A 24,186-nucleotide genomic window follows, 5' to 3' on the forward strand; every position below is an offset into this window, starting at 1 on the left:
CTCGGCAACCTGGACGAGGTACTTACCGCGGCGGTGTATGGCCGCTGAGCGCGCGCGAGCGTGCACGGAATGCTGCCGAAATACGGCGTGCCGGGCGGCAGACACGCACGCTCGCGGTGCAGGCGGTCAGGACAGGCGGGAAAGCACCTCGGCGACAACGGAGTCGGCGGCAATGTCCACCTGCTCGCCGGTGGCGAGATCCTTGAGCCCGATGGTGCCGGCCTCGATATCGCGGTCCCCCGCCACCAGCGCGTACTTGGCGCCAGAGCGGTCCGCCGCCTTCATCGCGCCCTTGAGCCCGCGGTCGCCGTACGCCAGGTCGACCCGCACCCCGCCGGCCCGCAGCCGCGCGGCCAGCTTCGCCAGTTCGAGCTTGGCGGCGTCGCCCAGCGGCACACCGAAAACCTCGACGCCGCCGACACCGGTCACCGATTTGCCCTCGGCCTGCAGTGCGAGCAGCGTGCGGTCGACACCGAGCCCGAAGCCGATCCCCGACACGTCCTGCCCACCGAGCTGACTCATCAGGCCGTCGTAGCGGCCACCGCCGCCGATGCCGGACTGCGCGCCCAGCCCGTCGTGCACGAACTCGAAGGTGGTCTTGGTGTAGTAGTCGAGACCGCGCACCATCCGGGGATTGATCACATACGGCACCCCGAGCGCGTCGAGGTGCGCCTGCACCACCTCGAAGTGCGCCTTGGCACTGTCGGACAGGTGATCGAGCATCAGGGGCGCGTCGGCGGTCATCTCCCGCACATGGGGCCGCTTGTCGTCGAGCACCCGCAGCGGGTTGATCTCGGCGCGCCGCCGGGTCTCCTCGTCGAGGTCGAGCTTGAACAGGAACGCCTGCAACAGCTCCCGGTACGCCGGCCGGCAGGTGTCGTCACCGAGCGAGGTGAGCTCGAGACGGAACCCGTCGAGCCCGAGTGAGCGGAACCCGGCGTCGGCGATCGCGATGACCTCGGCGTCCAGCGCCGGATCATCGACGCCGATGGCCTCCACCCCGACCTGCTGCAGCTGGCGGTAGCGCCCGGCCTGCGGACGCTCGTAGCGGAAGAACGGACCGGAATAGCAGAGCTTGACCGGCAGCGCGCCCCGGTCCAGCCGATGCTGGATCACCGCGCGGATCACGCCGGCGGTCCCCTCGGGCCGCAGCGTCACCGAACGGTCACCGCGGTCGGCGAAGGTGTACATCTCCTTGGACACCACATCGGTGGACTCACCCACACCGCGGGCGAACAGCGCGGTGTCCTCGAAGATCGGCAGCTCGATATCGCCGTAGCCGGCCCGGCGCGCCGCGGTCAGCAGGCCGTCCCGGACCGCGACGAACTGCGCCGACTCCGGCGGGAGGTAATCGGGCACGCCCTTGGGCGCCTGAAATGCAGAAGTCACAGAGTCAAACCTTCGAGAAACGGGTTGGTGCGGCGTTCGTGCCCGATGGTCGTGCGCGGGCCGTGTCCTGGTAATACCACGGTGTCATCGTCGAGTACCAACAGCTTTGTCACGATCGACGTGAGCAGGTCACGTCCGCTGCCACCGGGCAGGTCGGTGCGGCCCACCGAGGACCGGAACAGCGTATCGCCCGTGAAAACCGTCTCGGCGGCCGATGCATTCTCCGGCCCGGAGACCCGGAACACCACCGACCCCCTGGTGTGTCCCGGCGAGTGATCGACGGTGACCGAGACACCGCCGAAGTCGAGTGTCTGACCGTCGCGATCCAATTCGACCAGCTGTTTGGGCTCGGACAACAGCACGCCGAACGCAAGCCGGGACAACGATCCCAGCAGCGCCGGGCCGAATCCCTTGATCGGATCGGTCAACATGCCCCGATCCTCGGGATGGATGTAGACGGCGCAGCCGTAGGTGTCGGCGACCTTCTGCGCCGACCAGATGTGATCGAGGTGACCGTGTGTCAGCAGTACCGCTGCCGGGGTCAGGCGATGCTCGTCGAGAATCCGGCGCAACCGGTCCATCGCCCGCTGCCCCGGGTCGACGACGATCGCGTCGGCCCCTGGCCGCTGCGCCAGGACATAGCAGTTGCACGCCAGTATCCCGGCCGGAAATCCGGTAATGAACACGGCCCCAGTTTCCCACGTGGTGCCGTCCCCCATGCGCCGCGACCTGCGGCTGCCGCGGGTCGCGGCACCGCCGCGCAGGTTCGCCTGGCAGACTCGTTGCCAACCTCAACCGCCAACAAGGAGGACTGCCGCGGTGCCGACCAACGAACAACGGCGTGCGACGGCCAAGCGCAAGCTGGAGCGTCAGCTTGAACGTCGCGCCGCCCAGGAACGCAAACGACGCATCGTGACCATCGTGGGCACCGTCGTCGGGGCGCTCGTGGTCATCGGCGCCGTCGTGGCCACGTTCGTCTTCACCGGCAAGGACTCCGGCAATACCACTGCCTCCGCGGATACCACCACCGCCACGTCAGGAGCTCAGGCGCAGCCGGCCGGCGACGGCCAGCTGCCCGCCTTCGTCGCACCCGCCGACCTCGGCGCCAACTGCCAGTACCCGGCCGCGGCGCCGGCGAGCAAGCCGAACACCCCGCCCCGCACCGGCAAGATCCCCACCGACGAGAAGACCGTCAGCGTCAGCGTGGTCACCAACCAGGGCAACATCGGTCTGCTGCTGGACAACGGCAAGGCCCCCTGCACGGTCAACAGCTTCGCGAGCCTGGCCGGGCAGAACTACTTCAACGACACCCCGTGCCACCGGCTGACCACCAGCGGCATTTCGGTGCTGCAGTGCGGGGACCCGTCGGGCAGCGGCACGGGCGGCCCCGGCTATCAATTCGCCAACGAGTACCCGACCAACCAGTTCCAGCCGGGCGACCCGGCGTTGGAGAAGCCGGTGGTCTACCCGCGCGGCACCGTGGCGATGGCCAATGCCGGGCCCAACACCAACGGCAGCCAGTTCTTCCTCGTCTACCAGGATTCGCAGCTGCCCCCGAACTACACGGTGTTCGGCAAGATCGATGACACCGGTCTGGCCACTCTCGACAAGATCGCGGCGGCCGGCGTGGCCGGCGGCGGACCGGACGGTAAGCCGGCGCTCGACGTCCAGCTGAAGTCCGTGGCCCTGGACTAGGGTCGCCGAGGCGTTGACCTTCCCGCCCCCTTACGGCGGATACCGGCCGGAGCACCCCACTCACCCGGTGGGCTATCCGGCCGGGCCTCCCCCGCCCGCCCACACCAACAGCATGGCGGTCGCCTCACTGGTGTGTGCCGTCCTGTTCGCACCGCTGGGAATCCTGTTCGGCCATATCTCGCTGTCGCAGCTCAAACGCAGCGGTGAACAGGGTCGTGGCATCGCGATCTCCGGCCTGGTCATCGGGTACGTCATGACGGCGCTGGCGGCCGTGATGGTGGTGCTGGCCGTGGTGTTCGCCTTCGTCGTGGTCGAAGCCGCCGAGAACATGCCCCGACAGGACCGCTATACGGCGACCCCGGGCTCTGACCGGCAGCTGCCCGCGTTCGCACCGCCGCGGAACCTGGGTGCCAACTGCCAGTACCCGGCCACCACCGAACCGGCGACTCGGCCGACGGTCCCGCCCCGCACCGGTACGGTGCCAACCGAACCCGCCACGGTCGAAGCCGGGATCGTCACCGATCGCGGCAGCATCGGTCTCATCCTGGCCAACGGCAAGGCGCCGTGCACGGTGAACAGCTTCGCCAGCCTGGCCGCGCAAGGGTTCTTCGACGGCACCGGATGCCACCGCCTGACCACCGGAGACCTCGCGACACTGCAATGCGGTGACCCGTCGGGCAGCGGGACCGGCGGGCCCGGTTACCGCTTCCCCAACGAGTACCCGACCAACCAGTACCGGCTCTCCGACCCAGCGGTGAAGCAACCGGTGGTCTACCCGCGCGGCACCGTGGCCATGGCGAACGCCGGTCCGGGAACCAACGGCAGCCAGTTCTTCCTGGTGTACGAGGATTCCCTGCTGCCGCCGACCTACACGGTGTTCGGCACCGTGGACCGGACGGGATTGGCTACCCTCGACGCGATCGCGGCCGACGGGGTCGTCGACGGCAGCGACGACGGCCGGCCCGCCACACCGGTAACGATCAAATCGGCGATGGTGGGTTGACCCTGGCCCGGCGCAGGCCCGCGCCGGCTGACCAGCAGGCGCGGGTCAGGCCGCACTGGTGACGCGGTAGACGTCGTACACGCCCTCCACGTTGCGCACCACACTCAGCAGGTGGCCGAGATGTTTGGGATCGCCCATCTCGAAGGTGAACCGGCTGATCGCCACCCGGTCGTTGGACGTGGTGACCGACGCCGACAGGATGTTGACCTTCTCGTCGGCCAGCACCCGCGTCACGTCCGAGAGCAGCCGGTGCCGGTCCAGCGCCTCCACCTGAATGGCCACCAGGAACACCGACGACGGCGACGGCGCCCAGTTCACCTCGATGATGCGCTCTGACTGTTGTTGCAGCGACGCCGCATTCGTGCAATCGGTGCGATGCACACTGACGCCGCCACCGCGGGTGACGAAACCCATGATGGTGTCGCCCGGTACCGGTGTGCAGCACTTGGCGAGCTTGGTCAGGGTGCCCGGGGCTCCCGGCACCGCGACACCGGTGTCGTCGGTGCTGCGCTGGCGCACCGGCATGGTCAACGGGGTGGACCGCTCGGCGAGCTCGTCCTCGGCCGCATCGTCGCCGCCGAACTGGGCGAGCAGACGCTGCACGACGTGGCGCGCCGAGACGTGGCCCTCACCGACCGCGGTGTAGAGCGCCGAGACGTCGGTGTAGCGCAACTCGCGGGCCAGCGCAGCCATCGAATCGGCATTGATCAAGCGCTGCAACGGAAGTCCGCCCCGGCGGACCTCCCGCGCGATGGCATCCTTGCCGGACTCCAGGGCCTCTTCGCGCCGCTCTTTGGCGAACCACTGCCGGATCTTGGCCTTCGCGCGCGGCGACACCACGAAGGTCTGCCAGTCACGTGACGGCCCGGCGTTGGGCGCCTTCGAGGTGAACACCTCGACGACTTCACCGTTCTCCAGCTTGCGCTCCAGCGCGACCAACCGCCCGTTGACCCGGGCACCGATGCAGCGGTGCCCCACCTCGGTGTGCACCGCGTAGGCGAAGTCGACCGGGGTCGAGCCGGCCGGCAGGTTGATCACGTCGCCCTTGGGGGTGAAGACGAAGATCTCTTGTACCGCAAGGTCGTAACGCAACGACTCGAGGAACTCGCCGGGGTCGGCGGCCTCCCGCTGCCAGTCGAGCAGCTGGCGCATCCAGGCCATGTCGTCGATCTCGCTGGCGGCGTGCGGATGCGGAACTCCGTTGCGGCCCTTGGCTTCTTTGTAACGCCAGTGCGCGGCGATGCCGTACTCGGCGGTCCGGTGCATGTCGCGGGTGCGGATCTGCACCTCCAGCGGCTTGCCCTCCGGGCCCACGACCGTGGTGTGCAGGGACTGATAGACCCCGTAGCGCGGCTGGGCGATGTAATCCTTGAACCGGCCCGCCATCGGCTGCCACAGCGAGTGCACGACGCCGACCGCGGCGTAGCAGTCCCGGATCTCGTCACACAGGATCCGGACGCCGACCAGGTCGTGGATGTCGTCGAAGTCGCGGCCCTTGACGATCATCTTCTGGTAGATCGACCAGTAATGCTTGGGCCTGCCCTCGACAACCGCGTTGATCTTCATCGCACTCAGCGCCACACCGATCTCGGCACGCACCTTGGCCAGGTACGTATCGCGTGACGGCGCCCGGTCGGCGACCAGCCGCACGATCTCCTCGTACTTCTTGGGGTGCAGGATCGCGAACGACAGATCCTCCAGCTCCCACTTGACCGTGGCCATCCCGAGCCGATGCGCAAGGGGCGCAATGACTTCCAGCGTCTCCCGGGCCTTGCGGGCCTGCTTCTCGGGCGGCAGGAACCGCATGGTGCGCATGTTGTGCAGCCGGTCGGCCACCTTGATCACCAGTACCCGAGGATCACGGGCCATCGCGATGATCATCTTGCGGATCGTCTCGCCCTCGGCTGCCGAGCCGAGCACCACCTTGTCCAGCTTGGTGACCCCGTCGACCAGGTGGCCGACCTCGGCACCGAACTCGGCGGTCAACGCCTCCAGGGTGTAGCCGGTGTCCTCCACGGTGTCGTGCAGCAGCGCGGCGACCAGCGTCGTGGTGTCCATGCCGAGCTCGGCCAGGATGTTGGCGACCGCCAGCGGGTGGGTGATGTAGGGATCACCGGACTTGCGGAGCTGGTCGGCATGACGCTGCTCGGCCACGTCGTAGGCACGCTGCAGCAGCTGCAGGTCGGCTTTCGGATAGATCTCGCGGTGAACGGCGACCAGCGGCTCCAGCACCGGGTTGACCGCACTGCGCTGCGCGGTCATCCGGCGGGCCAGCCGCGCGCGCACCCGCCGGGAGGCGCTGGTCTTGGTGGCGTCGGGTCCCGTGGTACCCGGCAGCGCCGGGGGCGACTGCACCGCCTGGCCCGCCGTCGCGTCCGTACCCGTATCGCCGGCCATCGTCACCTCCGCTCAACCTCCGAGAGTTCGAGGATATCCCTCACACCGTGTGCAGGCTGGTGACCTGTAGCGGCGCCACGATGTCGCGGCCGCCCAGGGCCGTCAATTCCAGCACCACCGCGGCGCTGCGCACGTTGGCCCCGCTCGCCTCGAGCAGCTGCCGTGCCGCTCCCAGGGTCCCGCCGGTGGCCAGGACATCGTCGATGATCACAACATTGCGACCGGCGATATCAATCCCGTCGGCCGGGATCTCCAACGTCGCGCTGCCGTACTCGAGCTGATAGGTGACGCTGTGCACCGGAGGCGGCAGCTTCCCGCCTTTGCGCACCGCCAGCACACCCACGCCCAGCCGGGTCGCGACCGCAGCGCCCAGGAGAAACCCCCGCGCGTCCAGTCCCGCGACCAGATCCGCATCGGCGGCAGTGGCGGCGAGCGCGTCGGTCACCGCCCCCAAACCCTCGGCGTCGGCCAGCAGCGGGGTCAGATCCTTGAACTGCACACCTGGCTCGGGAAAGTCGGGAACCTCCCGAATCAGTTTCCGGACCAGCTCCGAAACCCTGGCGGTGTCCTCGCTCATGTGGACAGCTTCCAGCGGTCCATGTTCCAGCCTGCGCCCCAGCGAGTCGGATTACTGCTCACGGCATACATCTTGGTCGACGTCAGCACCGTGCGCTGCTGGCGGTACAGCGGCAGGGTGGGCATGTCGTTCCAGAGGATCGGGGCGCCCTCCCCCGCCAGCCGGGCCAGTTCCTTGGGATCGTTGGTGACGGCCTGGGCATCGATGATCCCGTCGACCCGTTCATTGGCGTAACCGGGCAGGTTGTTGCCGTTGGCGGAGTGGAAAGCGTAGGCGTCGATCGCCGACGAACCCGAGGAGCCGCTGCCCGCGGCCCCGCCCGTGCCGGCCAGCAATCCGTCGAGCTCGTTGTTGCGCAAGGCCACCGGCCCGGCGGTCGCCGATCCGGCGTCCTGAACGGTGATGCCCGCTGCCGCACACGATTTCGCGATCGCACCCACCGTCGCGGCCAGTCTGGCGTTGGGTGTCTGGTAACCGATCCGGACGGTCAGCGGCTTGTTGTTGAGGGCGGCCCGGGCGGCATCGGGATTGGCCACGCCGAATTGCGCTGCCTCACCGACGTTCTCGGCCGCACTGAATGCGTCGTCGCTGACCGGGCTGAGCCGCGAGTTGATGATCGGCGTCGCGGCGTTGCGCGCGATCACGTCCCGGGGGGTACACAGTGCCACGGCCCGCCGCGCTGCCGGGGCGGCCAGCGGCCCACCCGGCGCGAAGATCAGCTGCTCGATACCGGCCGACGGGCTCTCCATGCTGACGTAATCCTCAGGCAGGTTCAGCAGGCCCGATGATCCGGACTCGATGTCGACGACGTCGAACGAACCCTGATTGACCCGTTCCTGGATGTCGGCTCCGCGTGGCCACACCGCGATCCGGTTGGTGATGGCCGGGGTGCCCCACCACTTGTCGTTGGCCACCAGGACCACCACGCCGTCCTCGGACACCGAGTCGATCCGGTACGGACCCGACGACGGGAACTTCTTCAGATCGAGGTCGGGCTTGAGATCCCACACGGTGTTCCATGCCTTGGCGATCCGGTCGATCGTCGGCTGGTCGCCGTTCTGCAGTGCGGTCGTCACACCCCCGTCACCGAGACCGAGTTCGTCTGCGATGACGTGCGAGGGCATCAGCGACGTCGCCGCGAACAGGTGCCCGTAGTCGAGGAATCCGCGGTCCTGGGCGAACGACACCCGGGCCCGCTTCTGGCCGGGTGCGCAGTCAACGGACGCGATGTCGCGGTAACCCGCCCGGCTGGCGGCATCGAAACCGGGAAAGCGCCCGGATTGTGCGCCCCACGCCAACACCAGGTCGTCACAGGTGATCGGCTTGCCGTCGGAATAGACCGCCTTGTCGCTGATCACGTAATCGAGCACCAACGGAGCGCGGCCGACCACCGACACCGAGCCGAAATCGTTGTCGGCGACCACCTGGCCCTCTGGGCCGTGGTAGGCGAAGCCCGTCAACGCCCGCGCGAAGGCCTGTGGACCGGCAGACGCGGCCCCGGCCACCGTGTTCGTGTTGTAGGTGGTCAGGGTGCCGTCGACGGCGTAGTCGATCTCGTCGGCCGAGCTGCCCGAACACGCCGCCAGCCCCATCGCGGTGACCATGGACAGCGCCGCCGCCGTCACCGCCGTCCGGGCCCGGGCGATGCCCCGCCACTGAACCATGCGGTTTACCGCCGGGTGTTCCGTTTGCCCGACGGACGTCCGGTCCGTGAGGCCGGTCGCGCACCGGGTGCCGGCTTGTCGGGTGCGGGCTCGGCGGCGACCGAAGCCGTCACCGTCTCGGCACCGGCGTCGTCCGCATCCGCCGTGTCGGTGGCGTCTGCCGCGCCCTTGGTGGAGGTCGCCGCCTTGGCGCCCTTCTCCCGGCGATTGAGGACCCGCTTGGTGTGCTTGCGCACCAATTCCGTGCGTTCGCGCAGCGAGACCAGCAGCGGCGTGGCGAAGTAGATCGAGGAGTAGGTGCCGACGATGACACCGACCAGCTGGACCAGGGCCAGATCCATCAGCGTGCCGACCCCGAGAAGCCAGACCGCGACCACCATCAGCGCCACGATCGGCAACACCGAGATCAAGCTGGTGTTGATCGAGCGCATGAACGTCTGGTTGACGGCGAGGTTGGCCTGCTCGGCGAACGTCCGGCGGGTGGTGTGCTCGAAGCCGTGGGTGTTCTCCTCGACCTTGTCGAACACGATCACCGTGTCGTAGAGAGAGAAGCCCAGGATCGTCAGCAGGCCGATCACCGTGGCCGGGCTGACCTCGAACCCGACCAGCGAATAGACGCCGGCGGTGACGACCAGGTCGAAGACCAGCGTGGCCATCGCCGCCATCGCCATGTAGCGCTCATACCGCCAGGCGATGTAGATCGAGGCCAGCACGAGGAACACCACCAGCGCGATCAACGCCTTGTCGGTGATCTGGCCGCCCCAGGTCTCCGACACCTTCGAGTCGCTGATCGCCTGCTTGCTGGGCTGGCCGTCGCTGCCCTTGGGGTGGAACTCGTCGAACAGCGCGGTCCGCAGTTGTTCGATCTCCGGTTCGGACAGCGTCTCCGAACGGATCTGGACAGTGGCCGAGTCGCCGCTGCCGACCAGCACCACGGATTCGGGCGCCCGGTTCAGGGTCTTGCTGTAGACGTCCTCGACCTGCTGGACCGAGACAACTCCCTCGGAACCGGCCGACGGCATCGACACCTTCGTGCCGCCCTCGAAGTCGATACCGAAGGTGAACCCGCGAAGCACCATGCTGGCGACGCACACCGCGACGATGACGCCGCTGATCGCGTACCAGAGCTTGCGGCGCCCGATCACCTCAAAGGCGCCGGTGCCGGTGTAGAGCCGGACGAAGAAGCCGTGCTTCGGCAGTGCCGCAGCCGTGGATTCGATACTCGGCGCCTCCACCGCGGTGTCCTTGACGTCGTCAGCTGCAGTGTCGTTTTTTGCTGCCATGTGCTTATCCCCGTCCCGCGGTCGCATGCGAAGCCTCCCGGCGTTCCCGCGCGATCTGTTGCACCGCGCCGAGACCGTTGAAGGCTGGTTTTGCCATCGTCGGGGACTTGGAGGCCAGGTACACCAGCGGCCAGGTCACCAGGAACACCACCACGATGTCCAGGATCGTGGTCAACCCCAAGGTGAACGCGAAGCCCTTGACCTGGCCGATCGCCAGGAAGTACAGGACCGCGGCGGCCAGGAAGGTCACGGCGTTGCCGGACACGATCGTCTTGCGAGCGCGCGCCCAGCCTCGGGGCACCGCCGACCGGAAGGATCTGCCTTCTCGGATCTCGTCCTTTATTCGTTCGAAGAACACCACGAACGAGTCCGCGGTGGTGCCGATGCCGATGATCAAACCGGCGATACCGGCGAGGTCCAGCGTGTATCCGATGTATCTGCCGAGCAGCACGAGGATGGCGAAAACCATTGCGCCGGCGGCGACCAGCGACAGGGCGACCAGTAGACCGAGCACCCGGTAGTAGAGCAGCGAGTACAGCAGCACCGCCGCCAAGCCCACCGCACCGGCGATCAGACCGGCCCGCATCGAAGACAGGCCCAGGGTCGCCGAAACGGTCTCGGCTTCCGACGATTCGAACGACAGCGGCAGCGACCCGTACTTGAGTACGTTGGCCAGTTCCTTGGCGGTGTCCGAGTTGAACTGGCCCGTGATCTGGGTGTTGCCGCCAGGGATGGCTTCGCGGATCTCAGGGGCGCTGACCACCTGCGAGTCGAGTGTGAACGCCGTCTGCGTGCCCACGTTGGCCGCGGTGAAGTCGGCCCAGGTCTTGGCTCCCCCGCTCTTGAAGGTCACGTCGACGACATACTGGCCCTGCTGCTGGTTCAGGCCGGAGGTGGCGTTCTCGATCTCCTCGCCGCTCATGATCGACGGGCTCAGCAGGTACACGGTCTGGCCGTCGGTGGAACACGTCACCAGCGGCAACTTCGGATCGTCGTTGCCGGCCAGCACGTCATCCTTGTCGCAGTTCTGGGCGCGTTCCATGATCGCCTGGATCTGCATCATCGGATTGGTGCTCTGGCGGATCGTCTTCGCCAGGGTGATCAGCGCGGCCCGGGTCTGCGCCTCGCTGACCTGGCCGGGAGCACCCGGCGGCGCCGGCTGCGGAGCTGGGGGTGGCGGCGCCGGCTCACCGGGAGCCGGCGCGGGTGCCGGTGCCGGGGTCGGTTCGGCTGGGGTCGGCGCGGGATCCTGCGGGTACGGGCGCGGCTGCGGTGCGGGCTCAGGTGCGCCGGCCGGCGGGGCCGCGGGCGCCTCGGCCGGAGCTCCCGGGGCCTGCCCCGGAATCGCACCGGGAAGGCCCGGCACCGCACCCGGTGCGGGCGGCGCGGCTGGTGCGCCCGGGGCCCCTGGCGCACCCGGCGCTCCCGGTACGCCACCCTCGGCGAGTTGCTTGAGCTGCGCCACCGGCACCGCACGGGCCACCGGGCGGATGTACAGACGGGCGGTTTGGCCGAGGTTGCGGGCCTCGCTGCCGTCGTTGCCGGGAACGGTGATCACCAGGTTGTCGCCGTCGATGACGACCTCCGAGCCCGAGACGCCGAGACCGTCCACGCGGGCACTGATGATTTGTTGGGCCTGGTTGAGCGCCTCTCTGGTCGGCGTCGAGCCGTCCGGGGTGCGCGCGGTCAGCGTCACCCGGGTACCGCCCTGCAGGTCAATGCCGAGCTTGGGCTTGGCCTGCTTGTCGCCGGTGAGGAACACCAGCAGATAAACGCCGATCAGAAGGACCAGGAAAAGTGTCAGGTAGCGCGCAGGATGCACCGGCGCCGAAGACGATGCCACGTTTCTAGGGTCTCCTCGAGATCAGTTCGTCAGCACCGCAAAGGGTACGTGCTTGTGCTGGGTGTGCTGCGGTCAGTCTTTTTTGAGGCCGTCGGTGTCGGTGACACCGGTGCTCTCGGTCAACTCGGTCGCGCCGGCCGACTCATCGGCGTCCGCGTCGACCTCGGTGTCCTCTTCGATGCGGTCGCGCACCGCGAGCTTCATCCAGGTGGTGACGACGCCCGGGGCGATCTCCAGGTCGACGTTGTCGTCGGTGATACCGGTGATCGTGCCCTGCAGACCCGAGGTGGTGTGCACACGATCGCCGATCTGCAGCGAGTTGTGCAGGTCGATGGTCGCCTGCATCGCCTTGCGCTGACGACGCGACGCGAAGAACATAAACGCGCCCATGACGATCAGCAGGGGCAGGAAAATGACGAGATCCATGTCAGTTATGTCTTTCGTGTTGTGTCGAATGTCAGGGCGACCGAGGCCACGATACCGCCGCCGACCACCACCACCCCATTCGCCGCCGACAGACCGCCCCCGCGGCTAGGCTCGATACGCGTTGTTGCCGTCGCCGCCCGTGGAGTATCGAGGAGGCAGTGTTGAGCCATCCCGAGCAGTCCCGCCATCTGGCCACCACCATTCCGGGCCCGAAATCCGCGGCATTGATCGGCCGGAAATCGGCTGCCGTCTCCCGCGGAGTGGGCACCACCATGCCGGTGTACGCCGCCCGGGCCGGTGGCGGCATCGTCGAGGATGTCGACGGCAACCGGCTCATCGACCTGGGCTCGGGCATCGCCGTCACCACGATCGGCAACTCGTCGCCGCGCGTGGTCGAGGCCGTGGCGGCCCAAGCCGCCGACTTCACCCACACCTGTTTCATGGTGACGCCGTACGAGCAGTACGTGGCGGTCTGCGAGCAGCTGAACCGGTTGACACCGGTGCGCGGCGAGAAGCGGTCGGCCTTGTTCAACTCCGGATCCGAGGCCGTGGAGAATTCGGTCAAGATCGCCCGGTCGTACACCCACAAACCGGCCATCGTCGCCTTCGACCACGCGTACCACGGCCGCACCAACCTGGCCATGGCGCTGACCGCCAAGGCCATGCCCTACAAGCACGGCTTCGGTCCGTTCGCTCCCGAGATCTACCGGGCCCCGCTGTCCTACCCCTTCCGCGATGCCGAGTTCGGCAAGGAGCTGGCCACCGACGGTGCGCTCGCCGCCAAACGGGCCATCGACGTGATGGAAAAGCAGATCGGCGCCGACAATCTGGCCGCGGTGATCATCGAACCCATTCAGGGCGAGGGCGGGTTCATCGTCCCGGCCGACGGGTTCCTGCCTGCACTGCTGGGGTGGTGCCGCGACAACAACGTGGTGTTCATCGCTGACGAAGTGCAGACCGGGTTCACCCGGACCGGGGCGATGTTCGCGTGTGAACACGAGGGCATCGACCCCGACCTCATCGTCACCGCCAAAGGCATCGCCGGCGGCCTGCCGCTGTCCGCGGTCACCGGGCGGGCCGAGATCATGGACTCGCCGCATGTCTCGGGGTTGGGCGGAACCTACGGCGGCAACCCGGTCGCGTGCGCGGCCGCGCTGGCGACCATCGAGACCATCGAGGCCGACGGACTGGTGGACCGGGCGCGGCACATCGAGCAGCTCATGAAAGACCGGCTGGGCCGGTTGCAGGCCGAGGACGACCGGATCGGCGACGTGCGCGGCCGAGGCGCGATGATCGCCGTCGAACTGGTCAAGAGCGGCACCATCACCCCCGACGCGGAGCTGACCAAGGCGCTGTGCGCCGGCGCCCACGCTGCGGGGGTGATCGTACTGTCCTGTGGCACCTACGGGAACGTGTTGCGGTTCCTGCCGCCGCTGACGATCAGCGACGAGTTGCTCATCGAGGGGCTCGATGTGCTCGAGCTGATCCTGCGCGACCTTTGAGGCGCTAGTGCGCGTGGGTGTGACGGCCACCGAACATTCCGCCCCAGCCCCGGCGTCGAGGTGCGGCGACGGCTTCGGTCCGTGGCGCCTCCGCGACCGCAACCGGCTCGGTCGCGGCGACGGGCCGCTGCGCGTATTCGACGTCACGCACGCTGCGGACCGACAACCGACCGACCGCCATGGCGCCCAGCAACACGATCAGCGCGCCGAGGCCGGAGAAGTAGGCCAGCTCCAGCACCACCCGCTTGGCGTCGGTCACGGCTATCGGCATCCCGGCGTCGCCGAGGCCCAGCGGCCCGGCCAGCGCTCGGCCGACCACGAACCACGCCCCACCGAGAACGGCCAACCAGGCGCCGAAGTGGGCCGTGGCCCGGTTGCCCGAAGCCAGCAGGAGCAGGCCACCCAGCGCCGTCACAGCACCCGGAAGCACCTCCAACCAGCCGCGCGCCGAGGTCCACACCCAGGCTTGGTCCGGGGTGAAGGCGAAGTCGAAGTACGGTCCGATGAACGGGATCAGCGCACCCCAGATTCCGAGTAGAACCAGCAAAAGGCCGCTGGCAGCACCACGGCTGCGGCGCATGCGTAGCCGGCCGCCGCGGGTATCGAATTCGGTCATGATGCCTCCTTTGACACACCGGAGATACCCCGAACCCGAGCGGGACTAACGCTCCTGCCCCGGACCACGCCCGGAGAAAGGCCGGCCATTCGGTGACGCGGCTAACAGGACCGGGCCGGCCGCACGCGGGAACGCCCAGACTCACAGCACATTGACAGCTGAGATGCTGGTTTTTAGGAAATAAGTTTAGTTTCACTAACGTAGTAATCCGATAGCGCAACGTCGCGCCGGTGATTATTTCCGCAATCTGTAAAGAGGGTTTTTGATGTCGATTGATACTCGTGATGAGCAACTGGCCAGCCGCATCGCCGAGCTGACCGCCAACGATCCACAGTTCGCCGCCGCGATTCCCAGCGACACCGTCACCGCCGCCGCCGACGTCCCCGGCCTCCTTCTGCCCGAAATCGTCCAGACCGTCCTGCAGGGCTACAGCGACCGTCCTGCCCTCGGGGAACGTGCCGTCGAATACGTTGCCGACCCGGCCACGGGACGGACCACCGCACGTCTTCTCCCCCGCTTCGACACCATCAGCTACGGCGAGCTCTGGGATCGGGTCCGCTCCCTTGCCGCCGCCTTGCACACCTCCGGCGTCGCAGCCGGCGACCGTGTGGCCATCCTGGGATTCACCAGCGCCGACTACACCGTGATCGACACCGCACTGAGCCAGATCGGCGCGGTGTCGGTGCCCCTGCAGACCAGCTCCTCGCCCGAGGCCCTGGCGCCGATCGTGACCGAAACCGAGCCACGAGTGATCGCCGCGAGTGTCGACCACCTCGCAGATGCCGTCGAGCTGGCGCTCACCGCCCACGCTCCGGCCCAGCTCGTCGCCTTCGACCACCACGCCGAGATCGACGACCATCGTGACGCCGTGGCGTCGGCCACCGAGAAGCTGGCCGGGGCCGGCGTGAAGGTCGAAACGCTCTCGGAGCTGTTGAACCGCGGCAAAGACTTGCCCACACCCCCGGTCCACGAGTCCGACGGCACCGATCCGCTCGCCTTGCTGATCTACACCTCCGGCAGCACCGGCGCCCCGAAGGGCGCGATGTACCTGCAAAGCTCGGTCGCCAAGTTCTGGCGGCGCAACAGCAAGGCGTGGCTGGGACCGGTGAGCTCGGCGATCAATCTGAGCTTCATGCCGATGAGCCACGTGATGGGCCGCGGCATCCTCTACGCCTCCCTCGCCGCCGGTGGCACCTGCTACTTCGCCGCGCGCAGCGACCTGTCCACCCTCTTGGAAGACCTCGCCCTGACCCGGCCCACCGAGCTGAATTTCGTTCCGCGCGTGTGGGAGATGATCCACAGCGAGTACCAGAGCCGGGTCGATCACCGACTGGCCGAGGCCGGCGCAGACCGCGACGCCGTCGAAGCCGAGGTTCTGGCCGAGGTGCGGGACCAGGTGCTGGGCGGGCGGTTCGTCGCCGCGATGACCGGCTCGGCACCCATCTCCGCCGAACTCAAGGCCTGGACCCAAGACATGCTCGGAATCCACCTGCTCGAGGGCTACGGCTCCACCGAGGCCGGCATGGCCCTGTTCGACGGCGTCGTCCAGCGGCCTCCGGTGCTCGACTACAAGCTGGTCGACGTCCCGGATCTCGGGTACTTCAGCACCGACCAGCCGCACCCGCGCGGCGAGCTGCTGCTCAAGACCGAGAACCTGTTCCCGGGCTACTACAAGCGTCCCGAGGTCACCGCGTCGGTGTTCGACGAGGACGGCTTCTACCGGACCGGCGACGTGGTCGCCGAGGTCGGCCCGGACCAGCTGCGCTATGTCGACCGCCGCAACAATGTGCTCAAGCTGGCCCAGGGCGAGTTCGTCACGTTGGCGAAGCTGGAAGCGGTGTTCGGCAACAGCCCACTGGTTCAACAGATCTACGTCTACGGCAACAGCGCTCAGCCCTACCTGCTGGCGGTCGTGGTACCCACGGATCCGAGCGTTTCCAAAGAGGCGATCGCCGAGTCCCTGCAAGAGGTGGCCCGGGAGGCCGACCTGCAGTCCTACGAGATCCCCCGCGACTTCATCGTGGAGACAACACCTTTCAGCCTCGAGAACGGTCTGTTGACCGGCATCCGCAAGCTGGCGTGGCCGAAGTTGAAGGCGCACTACGGCGAGCGGCTCGAGCAGCTGTATGCCGAGCTGGCCGAGACGCAGGCCGCCGAACTTCGCGAGTTGCGTTCGGCGAGTGCCGACGCCCCTGTGGTGGAGACCGTCAGCCGGGCTGCCGGCGCCCTCCTGGGCGCCGCGGCATCGGACCTCGGTCCTGACGCCCACTTCACCGATCTGGGCGGAGACTCTTTGTCTGCGTTGACTTTCGGCAATCTCCTTCGCGAGATCTTCGATGTGGATGTCCCGGTCGGCGTGATCGTCAGCCCGGCCACCGACCTGGCCGGTATCGCCGAGTACATCGAGACCCAGCGCAGCGGGTCCCAACGTCCGACGTACGCATCGGTGCACGGCAGGCACACCGCCGAGGTGAGTGCTGCCGACCTGACCCTGGACAAGTTCCTCGACGCCGCCACCCTGGCCGCCGCCCCGAACCTGCCCAAAGCAGGCGCCGAGGTGCGCACCGTGCTGCTCACCGGTGCCACCGGTTTCCTCGGCCGCTACCTCGCCCTGGAATGGCTGGAGCGCATGGACCTGGTCGACGGCAAGGTGATCGCGCTGGTGCGCGCCAAGTCCGACGCGGAGGCCCGCGCCCGGCTCGACGCCACCTTCGACAGTGGTGATGCGAAACTGCTTGCGCACTACCAGGGTCTGGCCGCCGACCACCTCGAAGTGATCGCGGGCGACAAGGGCGAGGAGAACCTCGGCCTGGACCAGCAGACGTGGCAGCGGCTGGCCGACGAGGTCGACCTGATCGTCGACCCGGCCGCGCTGGTCAACCACGTGCTGCCCTACAGCGAGCTGTTCGGCCCCAACGCGTTGGGTACCGCCGAGCTGATCAAGATCGCACTGACCACCAAGATCAAGCCGTACACCTATGTGTCGACGATCGGCGTGGGCGATCAGATCGAGCCGGGCAAGTTCGTCGAGAACGTCGACGTGCGCGAGATGAGCGCGGTCCGCAAGATCAACGACGGATATGCCAACGGCTACGGCAACAGCAAGTGGGCCGGTGAGGTGCTGCTGCGCGAGGCCAATGACCTGTGCGGGCTGCCGGTCGCGGTGTTCCGCTGCGACATGATCCTGGCCGACACCACCTACTCCGGTCAGCTGAACCTGCCGGACATGTTCACCCGCATGATGCTGAGCCTCGTCGCCAGCGGTATCGCGCCGAAATCCTTCTACGAGCTGGATTCCGACGGAAACCGCCAGCGCTCGCATTACGACGGTCTGCCCGTCGAGTTCATCGCCGAGTCGATCTCGACGCTGGGCGGGCAATCGGTCGAGAGCTTCGAGACCTACCACGTGATGAACCCGTACGACGACGGCCTCGGCATGGACGAGTTCGTCGACTGGCTCATCGAGGCCGGCTACCCGATCGAGCGCATCGAGGATTACGGGCAGTGGGTCCAGCGCTTCGAGAGCACCCTGCGCGCCCTGCCGGACAAGCAGCGTCAGGCGTCGCTGTTGCCGCTGCTGCACAACTACCAGAAGCCCGAGCGGCCGATGCTGGGCGCCCTGGCGCCCACGGACCACTTCCGTGCGGCAGTGCAGGAAGCCAAGATCGGGCCCGACAAGGACATCCCCCATGTCAGCCCGGCGGTGATCGTCAAGTACATCACCGACCTGCAGCAGCTCGGCCTGCTCTAGTCCGTCGCGCGCCCGCCCCACACCGCTGTGGGGCGGGCGACGTCGGGCGTGACGCATCTCGCACCATCAGCGCTGGCATCTCGAAATATAATTAGTTTTACTAACGTAGTAATCAGTAGGCACGGCAAACGTGCCGACGATATTGATTTTGATTTGCTCAGGGGAACGATATGACCAACGAAACTCGCGAAGATCGGCTCCAAAGCCGCATCGAGCACCTGTATGACACCGACGCCCAGTTCGCCGCCGCCCGCCCCAGCGATGCCGTCAACGCCGCCGTCGCCCAGCCCGACCTCCGGTTGCCGGCTGTCGTCAAAGCGGTGTTCGCCGGCTATGCCGACCGCCCCGCGCTCGGACAGCGCGCCGTGGAGTACGTCACCGACGACGCTGGACGCACGTCGGCACAGCTACTGCCCCGCTTCGACACCATCACCTACCGGCAATTGGGCGACCGCGTTCAGGCCGTCACCAACGCCTGGCACAACCACCCGGTGAAGCCCGGCGACCGCGTCGCCATCCTCGGGTTCACCAGCGTCGACTACACCACCATCGACACCGCCCTCATCGAACTCGGTGCCGTATCGGTGCCGCTGCAGACCAGTGCGCCCGTCACCACGCTGCGTCCCATCGTCGCCGAGACAGAGCCCACCGTGATCGCGGCGAGCATCGACTTCCTCGACGACGCACTCGAATTGGTGAAGTCCGGCCCTGCACCCCACCGCCTGGTGGTGTTCGACTACCGGCCGCAGGTCGACGCTCAGCGTGAAGCTTTCGAAGCCGCCAAGGCCGCACTGGCCGGCACCGACGTCGTCGTCGAACCGCTGGCCGACGTCCTCGACCGCGGACGCTCACTGGCCGACGCACCGCTGTACACCCCGGGACAGCCCGACCCACTGACCATGCTGATCTACACCTCCGGCAGCACCGGCACCCCCAAGGGCGCGATGTACCCGGAGAGCAAGGTCGCCAACATGTGGCAGCTGGCCACCAAGGCCACCTGGGACGAGAACCAGGCGGCGCTGCCGGCGATCACCCTCAACTTCATGCCGATGAGCCACGTGATGGGCCGCGGCATCCTGATCGGCACGCTGAGCTCCGGAGGCACCGCGTATTTCGCTGCGCGCAGCGACCTTTCGACCTTCCTGGAGGACCTCGCACTGGTCCGGCCCACGCAGCTGAGCTTCGTGCCTCGCATCTGGGACATGCTGTTCCAGGAGTACCAGAGCCGGTTGGACCGTTCCGGCGGCAGTGAGGACGAGGTGCTCGCCGAGGTCCGCGAGGACCTGCTCGGCGGGCGGTTCGTCTCCGCGATGACCGGCTCCGCGCCGATCTCGGCGGAGATGAAGAACTGGGTCGAGCGCCTGCTCGACATGCACCTGCTGGAGGGCTACGGCTCCACCGAGGCCGGTTCGGTCTTTGTCGACGGCCGCATCCAGCGCCCGCCGGTGATCGACTACAAGCTGGTCGACGTCCCGGATCTGGGCTACTTCCGTACCGACCGGCCCCACCCGCGCGGTGAGCTGCTGGTCAAGTCCGAGCAGATGTTCCCCGGGTACTACAAGCGTCCCGAGATCACCGCCGAGATGTTCGACGAAGACGGGTACTACCGCACCGGCGACATCGTCGCCGAACTCGGACCCGATCACGTCGAGTACCTCGACCGGCGCAACAACGTGCTCAAGCTCTCGCAGGGCGAGTTCGTCACCGTCTCCAAGCTGGAGGCGGTCTTCGGAGACAGCCCGCTGGTACGGCAGATCTTCGTCTACGGCAACAGCGCCCGCTCATATCTGCTGGCCGTCGTGGTGCCGACCGATCCGGCCGTGTCGAAGCAGGCGATCGGCGATTCGCTGCAGGACGCCGCGCGCGCCGCGGGGCTGCAGTCCTACGAGATCCCACGGGATTTCATCGTCGAGACAACGCCCTTCAGCCTGGAGAACGGACTGCTGACCGGTATCCGCAAGCTGGCTCGGCCGAATCTGAAGGCCTATTACGGTGAGCGGTTGGAGCAGCTGTACACGGAGCTGGCCGAAGGCCAGGCCAACGAACTGAGCGAGTTGCGGCGCAACGGCGCTCAGGCCCCCGTGCTCGACACGGTGAGCCGGGCCGCAGGTGCGCTGCTGGGTGCCGCGGCATCCGACCTCGCGCCCGACGCCCATTTCACCGATCTGGGTGGAGATTCGCTGTCCGCCTTGACCTTCGGAAACCTCCTGCAGGAGATCTTCGACGTCGAGGTGCCGGTGTCGGCGATCGTCAGCCCGGCCTCGGATCTGCGGACCATCGCCGAGTACATCGACGCTCAGCGTTCGGGTGCCAACGTGCGGCCGACCTTCACGTCGGTGCACGGCCGCAACGCGACCGAAGTCCACGCCTCCGATCTGACGCTGGACAAGTTCATCGACGCCGCGACGTTGGCCGCCGCACCGAACCTGCCCGGCCCGGTCAGCGAGATCCGCACCGTACTGCTCACCGGCGCAACCGGATTCCTGGGTCGCTACCTGGCTCTGGAATGGCTGGAGCGGATGGATCTGGTCGACGGCAAGGTCATCTGCCTGGTACGCGCGAAGTCGGACGAGGAAGCCCGGGCACGGCTCGACAAAACCTTCGACAGCGGCGATCCGAAACTCCTGGCGCACTACCGTGAGCTGGCCGCCGACCACCTCGAAGTGATCGCCGGCGACAAGGGTGAGGCCGATCTCGGCCTCGACCGGGCGACCTGGCAGCGTCTGGCCGACACCGTCGATTTCATCGTCGATCCGGCCGCACTGGTCAACCACGTGTTGCCCTACAGCGAGCTGTTCGGGCCCAACGCGCTTGGTACTGCCGAGCTCATCCGCATCGCGCTCACCACGCGGATCAAGCCGTTCGCGTACGTGTCGACGATCGGCGTGGGCGGGGGCATCGAGCCAGGAAAGTTCGTGGAGGATGCCGACATTCGCGAGATCAGCGCGACGCGACGCGTCGACGACAGCTATGCCAACGGCTACGGCAACAGCAAGTGGGCCGGAGAGGTGCTGCTGCGCGAGGCTCACGATCTGGCCGGGCTGCCGGTGACGGTGTTCCGGTGCGACATGATCCTGGCCGACACCACCTATGCCGGGCAGTTGAACCTGCCGGACATGTTCACCCGCATGATGTTCAGCCTCGTCGCCACCGGTGTCGCACCGAAGTCCTTCAACCAGCTCGACGCCGAAGGCAACCGGCAGCGCTCGCACTACGACGGACTGCCCGTCGAGTTCATCGCCGAGGCCATCTCCACCCTGGGCGCCCACGTCCAGGACGGTTTCGAGACCTACCACGTGATGAACCCGCACGACGACGGCATCGGCATGGACGAGTTCGTCGACTGGCTCATCGAGGCCGGCCACCCGATCCAGCGCGTCGAGGACTACCAGGAGTGGTTGTCCCGCTTCGAGACCACGCTGCGGGCACTGCCCGACAAGCAACGTCAGGCCTCACTGCTGCCGCTGCTGCACAACTACCAGCAGCCCGGCGTGCCGGTGAACGGCGCGATGGCACCGACCGACGTGTTCCGCACCGCAGTGCAGGACGCGAAGATCGGCCCGGACAAGGACATCCCGCATGTCAGCCGGGAGGTCATCGTCAAGTACATCAGCGATCTGAAACTGCTCGGATTGCTGTAACAGACTTCCCCACAAAGGAAGATCCCCCCTGAGCGGCCGCGGTCCCACCAGGACCGCGGCCAATCAGTATCTAGGGTGGGCGCGGAAGCTGTTGTCGCGTCAGCGATCAGCTCGGTCCGCGTTCGCATGAATCGCGTCGCGACAGAATGCCGCCAAGCCCGGAAGTTCGAAGGATTCGTCGTACCTTGCGACGTATGCCGGATCGCTCACGTACAGGTCGCCCAACTTGCGGTGGAATTCGCTCGGGCAGTCATAGAACCAGCGGTTCACGTGGAGCCGGTGCCGCTCGGCTGCATCCATCGCCGCGTCGGAGTCGGCGGGAAGTCCGTTGCGGAAAGCGTCGGACAAGGCCTGCTCGACGGCTTCTCCTTCGGCTTTGATCTGGATCCACTCTTCCTTGCCGTAAGCCTTCGTTCGACGCTGCGACTCCTGCCACTCCGCCGTCTCGCCCCACTTCTGTTCGACCTCCGCCTGATAGTCGTCGAAGTCCTCGCCGAACAGTTCGCGCATATCGTCATCGGTCATGGGGGTGTTCGTCATTGCCTTCTCCAATGCCTGATCGATGGCCTCGAGGAGGTCCTTCGTCTCGTCGAGGCGGGACATGACGCGTTCGCGCTGACGGACCAGGTGACTGACCTCATCACCCTCGTCCAGCAGCATCGCGATCTCATCGAGAGTGAACTCGAGCCGGCGGTAGACGATGATCTGGGACAACCGCGTCAGGTCTGACGACGTGTACACCCGGTATCCCGAGGCGCCTCGCCGGGTCGGGGTCAACAACCCGATCTCGTCGTAGTGATGAAGAGTCCGGACCGTGATGCCAAATCGCTCAGCCACCTGACCGACGGTGAGCTCGTCCACCGGCAACTCCTGCGTCATGTCGAACAGACTGGCACCTCACGCCGCGTGAGGGTCAAGTGCTCATGGTCCGGCGGGGTCGCGTCTGGAGCCGGCCTAGAGCAAGCCGACCGCGAGCAACCCGACCGCACACAACGGAAAGACGCCCTGGGTGACTGCTGCCCGCGCCTTGTCCGGCGAGCTGGCGAGCAGCACTACCGCCGCGGCCAACATCGATCCGACGCCGGCGAACACGAGAGCGGCCCCGATCGCGGTGTGTCCCAATATCACTGTGATGATGCCCGCGACTGCGACGATCGCCAGAAACAGGTTGTAGAAGCCCTGGTTGAATGCCAGTTCCCTGGTGGCCTGCGCCTCCTGCTCACTGATGCCGAAGGTGGCGCGGGTGCGCGGTGACGTCCAGGTCAGCGACTCCATCACGAAGATGTAGACATGCAGGGCCGCGGCGAGCGCGGCGAACACCAGACCGGCGATGACCATACGGTCTATTCAAACAGCCCTGGCTGTCCCAGTCCGGTAACCGGCGGTTGCATGCCCAGATGCGTCCATGCCAATGGCGTCGCGACCCGGCCCCGCGGCGTACGGGCCACCATGCCGGCGCGAACCAGGAACGGTTCGCAGACCTCCTCGACGGTGGTCGCTTCTTCGCCCACCGCCACGGCCAGGGTCGACACCCCGACCGGGCCACCCCCGAAACTGCGGGTGAGCGCCGAGAGCACGGCGCGGTCCAGGCGGTCCAGGCCGAGCTCATCCACGTCGTAGACCTCCAGCGCGGCCTTGGCGATATCGCGGGTGATCACTCCGTCGGCGCGGACCTCGGCATAGTCCCGGACCCGGCGCAACAGCCGGTTGGCGATGCGTGGCGTGCCCCGGGAACGTCGAGCGATCTCCGTACCGGCCTCACGACCCAATTCGATGCCGAGGATGCCGGCCGACCGGGCCAACACCCGTTCCAGTTCGACCGGTTCGTAGAAGTCCATATGCGCGGTGAACCCGAACCGGTCCCGCAGCGGACCGGTCAGTGCACCGGACCGAGTGGTCGCCCCCACCAAGGTGAACGGCGCGACTTCGAGCGGGATCGACGTGGCGCCAGGGCCTTTGCCGACCACGACGTCAACGCGGAAGTCCTCCATCGCCAGATACAGCATCTCTTCGGCCGGCCGGGCGATGCGATGGATCTCGTCGATGAACAGCACGTCATGCTCGACGAGGTTGGACAGCATGGCCGCCAGGTCACCGGCGCGCTCCAGCGCGGGACCCGAGGTTAGCCGCAGCGATGAGCCCAGCTCGGCCGCGATGATCATCGCCAGCGACGTCTTACCGAGGCCGGGCGGACCGGACAGCAGGATGTGATCCGGTGTGCCGCCGCGGTTCTTGGCCCCCTCGATGACCAGTTGCAGCTGCTCGCGCACCCGCGGCTGACCGATGAATTCCCCCAGCGAGCGCGGGCGCAGGCTGGCGTCGATATCGCCTTCCCCCACCGTCAGCGCCGGTGAGACCTCCCGCTCGTCCGGGTCCTCGACATCGTCGAAACGGCCCAT

Annotated in this window: 17 protein-coding genes; 5 read left to right on the forward strand and 12 right to left on the reverse strand. The window is 67.3% G+C overall.

Going from position 1 to position 24,186, the window contains the following annotated elements; genetic code table 11:
- Nucleotides 1–126: 126 nt before the first annotated feature.
- Nucleotides 127–1,389: a histidine--tRNA ligase gene (hisS, locus tag K6L26_RS18640; RefSeq protein ID WP_043368851.1), complete on the reverse strand. Its 1,263-nt coding sequence runs from the start codon at nt 1,387–1,389 to the stop codon at nt 127–129.
- Complete coding sequence (locus K6L26_RS18645) at nt 1,386–2,075, reverse strand: MBL fold metallo-hydrolase (RefSeq protein ID WP_221851119.1); 690 nt, start codon at nt 2,073–2,075, stop codon at nt 1,386–1,388. The genes hisS and K6L26_RS18645 overlap by 4 nt, the downstream gene beginning before the upstream one ends.
- 133 nt (nt 2,076–2,208) lie before the next feature.
- Here K6L26_RS18645 and K6L26_RS18650 point away from each other — a divergent pair, with 133 nt between their 5' ends.
- Together K6L26_RS18650 and K6L26_RS18655 are read left to right on the forward strand one after the other, a co-directional pair.
- Complete coding sequence (locus K6L26_RS18650; RefSeq protein WP_064896995.1) at nt 2,209–3,084, forward strand: peptidylprolyl isomerase; 876 nt, start codon at nt 2,209–2,211, stop codon at nt 3,082–3,084.
- A gap of 13 nt (nt 3,085–3,097) precedes the next feature.
- Nucleotides 3,098–4,087, forward strand: coding sequence for a peptidylprolyl isomerase (locus K6L26_RS18655; protein WP_043368849.1), 990 nt, complete (start codon nt 3,098–3,100; stop codon nt 4,085–4,087).
- A 45-nt stretch (nt 4,088–4,132) separates the two neighbouring features.
- On the opposite strand, the gene K6L26_RS18660 is transcribed toward K6L26_RS18655, so the two are convergent.
- The 6 genes from K6L26_RS18660 to yajC all read right to left on the reverse strand — a co-directional run bounded on the left by K6L26_RS18660 (nt 4,133) and on the right by yajC (nt 12,277).
- Nucleotides 4,133–6,484: a RelA/SpoT family protein gene (locus tag K6L26_RS18660; protein WP_036387801.1), complete on the reverse strand. Its 2,352-nt coding sequence runs from the start codon at nt 6,482–6,484 to the stop codon at nt 4,133–4,135.
- A 40-nt stretch (nt 6,485–6,524) separates the two neighbouring features.
- On the reverse strand, nt 6,525–7,061 hold the full coding sequence (locus tag K6L26_RS18665) for an adenine phosphoribosyltransferase (RefSeq protein WP_019345892.1): 537 nt from the start codon (nt 7,059–7,061) through the stop codon (nt 6,525–6,527).
- On the reverse strand, nt 7,058–8,725 hold the full coding sequence (locus tag K6L26_RS18670) for an ABC transporter substrate-binding protein (protein WP_085140543.1): 1,668 nt from the start codon (nt 8,723–8,725) through the stop codon (nt 7,058–7,060). The genes K6L26_RS18665 and K6L26_RS18670 overlap by 4 nt, the downstream gene beginning before the upstream one ends.
- A 5-nt stretch (nt 8,726–8,730) precedes the next feature.
- Nucleotides 8,731–10,008: a protein translocase subunit SecF gene (gene secF, locus K6L26_RS18675; protein WP_085140544.1), complete on the reverse strand. Its 1,278-nt coding sequence runs from the start codon at nt 10,006–10,008 to the stop codon at nt 8,731–8,733.
- Between the two features lie 4 nt (nt 10,009–10,012).
- Nucleotides 10,013–11,851 carry a protein translocase subunit SecD gene (secD, locus tag K6L26_RS18680; RefSeq protein ID WP_221851121.1) on the reverse strand — a complete coding sequence of 613 codons (1,839 nt, stop codon included), beginning with the start codon at nt 11,849–11,851 and terminating at the stop codon, nt 10,013–10,015.
- A gap of 72 nt (nt 11,852–11,923) precedes the next feature.
- Nucleotides 11,924–12,277 carry a preprotein translocase subunit YajC gene (yajC, locus tag K6L26_RS18685; protein WP_019347651.1) on the reverse strand — a complete coding sequence of 118 codons (354 nt, stop codon included), beginning with the start codon at nt 12,275–12,277 and terminating at the stop codon, nt 11,924–11,926.
- A 161-nt stretch (nt 12,278–12,438) separates the two neighbouring features.
- Between yajC and gabT the strand changes: the two genes are divergently transcribed.
- Nucleotides 12,439–13,779, forward strand: coding sequence for a 4-aminobutyrate--2-oxoglutarate transaminase (gene gabT, locus K6L26_RS18690; RefSeq protein WP_221851122.1), 1,341 nt, complete (start codon nt 12,439–12,441; stop codon nt 13,777–13,779).
- Nucleotides 13,780–13,783: 4 nt separating this feature from the next.
- Here the strand turns inward: gabT and K6L26_RS18695 are convergent, their stop codons facing one another.
- A complete protein-coding gene (locus tag K6L26_RS18695; RefSeq protein WP_076212437.1) occupies nt 13,784–14,395 on the reverse strand; it encodes a hypothetical protein in 612 nt (203 codons plus the stop codon).
- A 265-nt stretch (nt 14,396–14,660) separates the two neighbouring features.
- Here K6L26_RS18695 and car (K6L26_RS18700) point away from each other — a divergent pair, with 265 nt between their 5' ends.
- A complete protein-coding gene (gene car, locus K6L26_RS18700; RefSeq protein WP_221851124.1) occupies nt 14,661–18,146 on the forward strand; it encodes a carboxylic acid reductase in 3,486 nt (1,161 codons plus the stop codon).
- Between the two features lie 170 nt (nt 18,147–18,316).
- Nucleotides 18,317–21,787 (forward strand): carboxylic acid reductase, encoded by a 3,471-nt coding sequence (gene car, locus K6L26_RS18705; RefSeq protein WP_221851126.1) that lies wholly within the window; start codon nt 18,317–18,319, stop codon nt 21,785–21,787.
- Between the two features lie 99 nt (nt 21,788–21,886).
- Here the strand turns inward: car (K6L26_RS18705) and K6L26_RS18710 are convergent, their stop codons facing one another.
- The 3 genes from K6L26_RS18710 to ruvB form a co-directional block, all read right to left on the reverse strand.
- Entirely contained in the window at nt 21,887–22,648 is a 762-nt protein-coding gene (locus tag K6L26_RS18710; RefSeq protein WP_221853425.1) for a MerR family transcriptional regulator, read from the reverse strand.
- 93 nt (nt 22,649–22,741) lie between these two features.
- Entirely contained in the window at nt 22,742–23,125 is a 384-nt protein-coding gene (locus K6L26_RS18715; protein WP_221851128.1) for a DUF1304 domain-containing protein, read from the reverse strand.
- Between the two features lie 5 nt (nt 23,126–23,130).
- Nucleotides 23,131–24,186: a Holliday junction branch migration DNA helicase RuvB gene (gene ruvB / locus K6L26_RS18720; protein ID WP_221851129.1), complete on the reverse strand. Its 1,056-nt coding sequence runs from the start codon at nt 24,184–24,186 to the stop codon at nt 23,131–23,133.

The organism is Mycobacterium farcinogenes (genome assembly GCF_019739075.1).
GTDB lineage: Bacteria > Actinomycetota > Actinomycetes > Mycobacteriales > Mycobacteriaceae > Mycobacterium > Mycobacterium senegalense.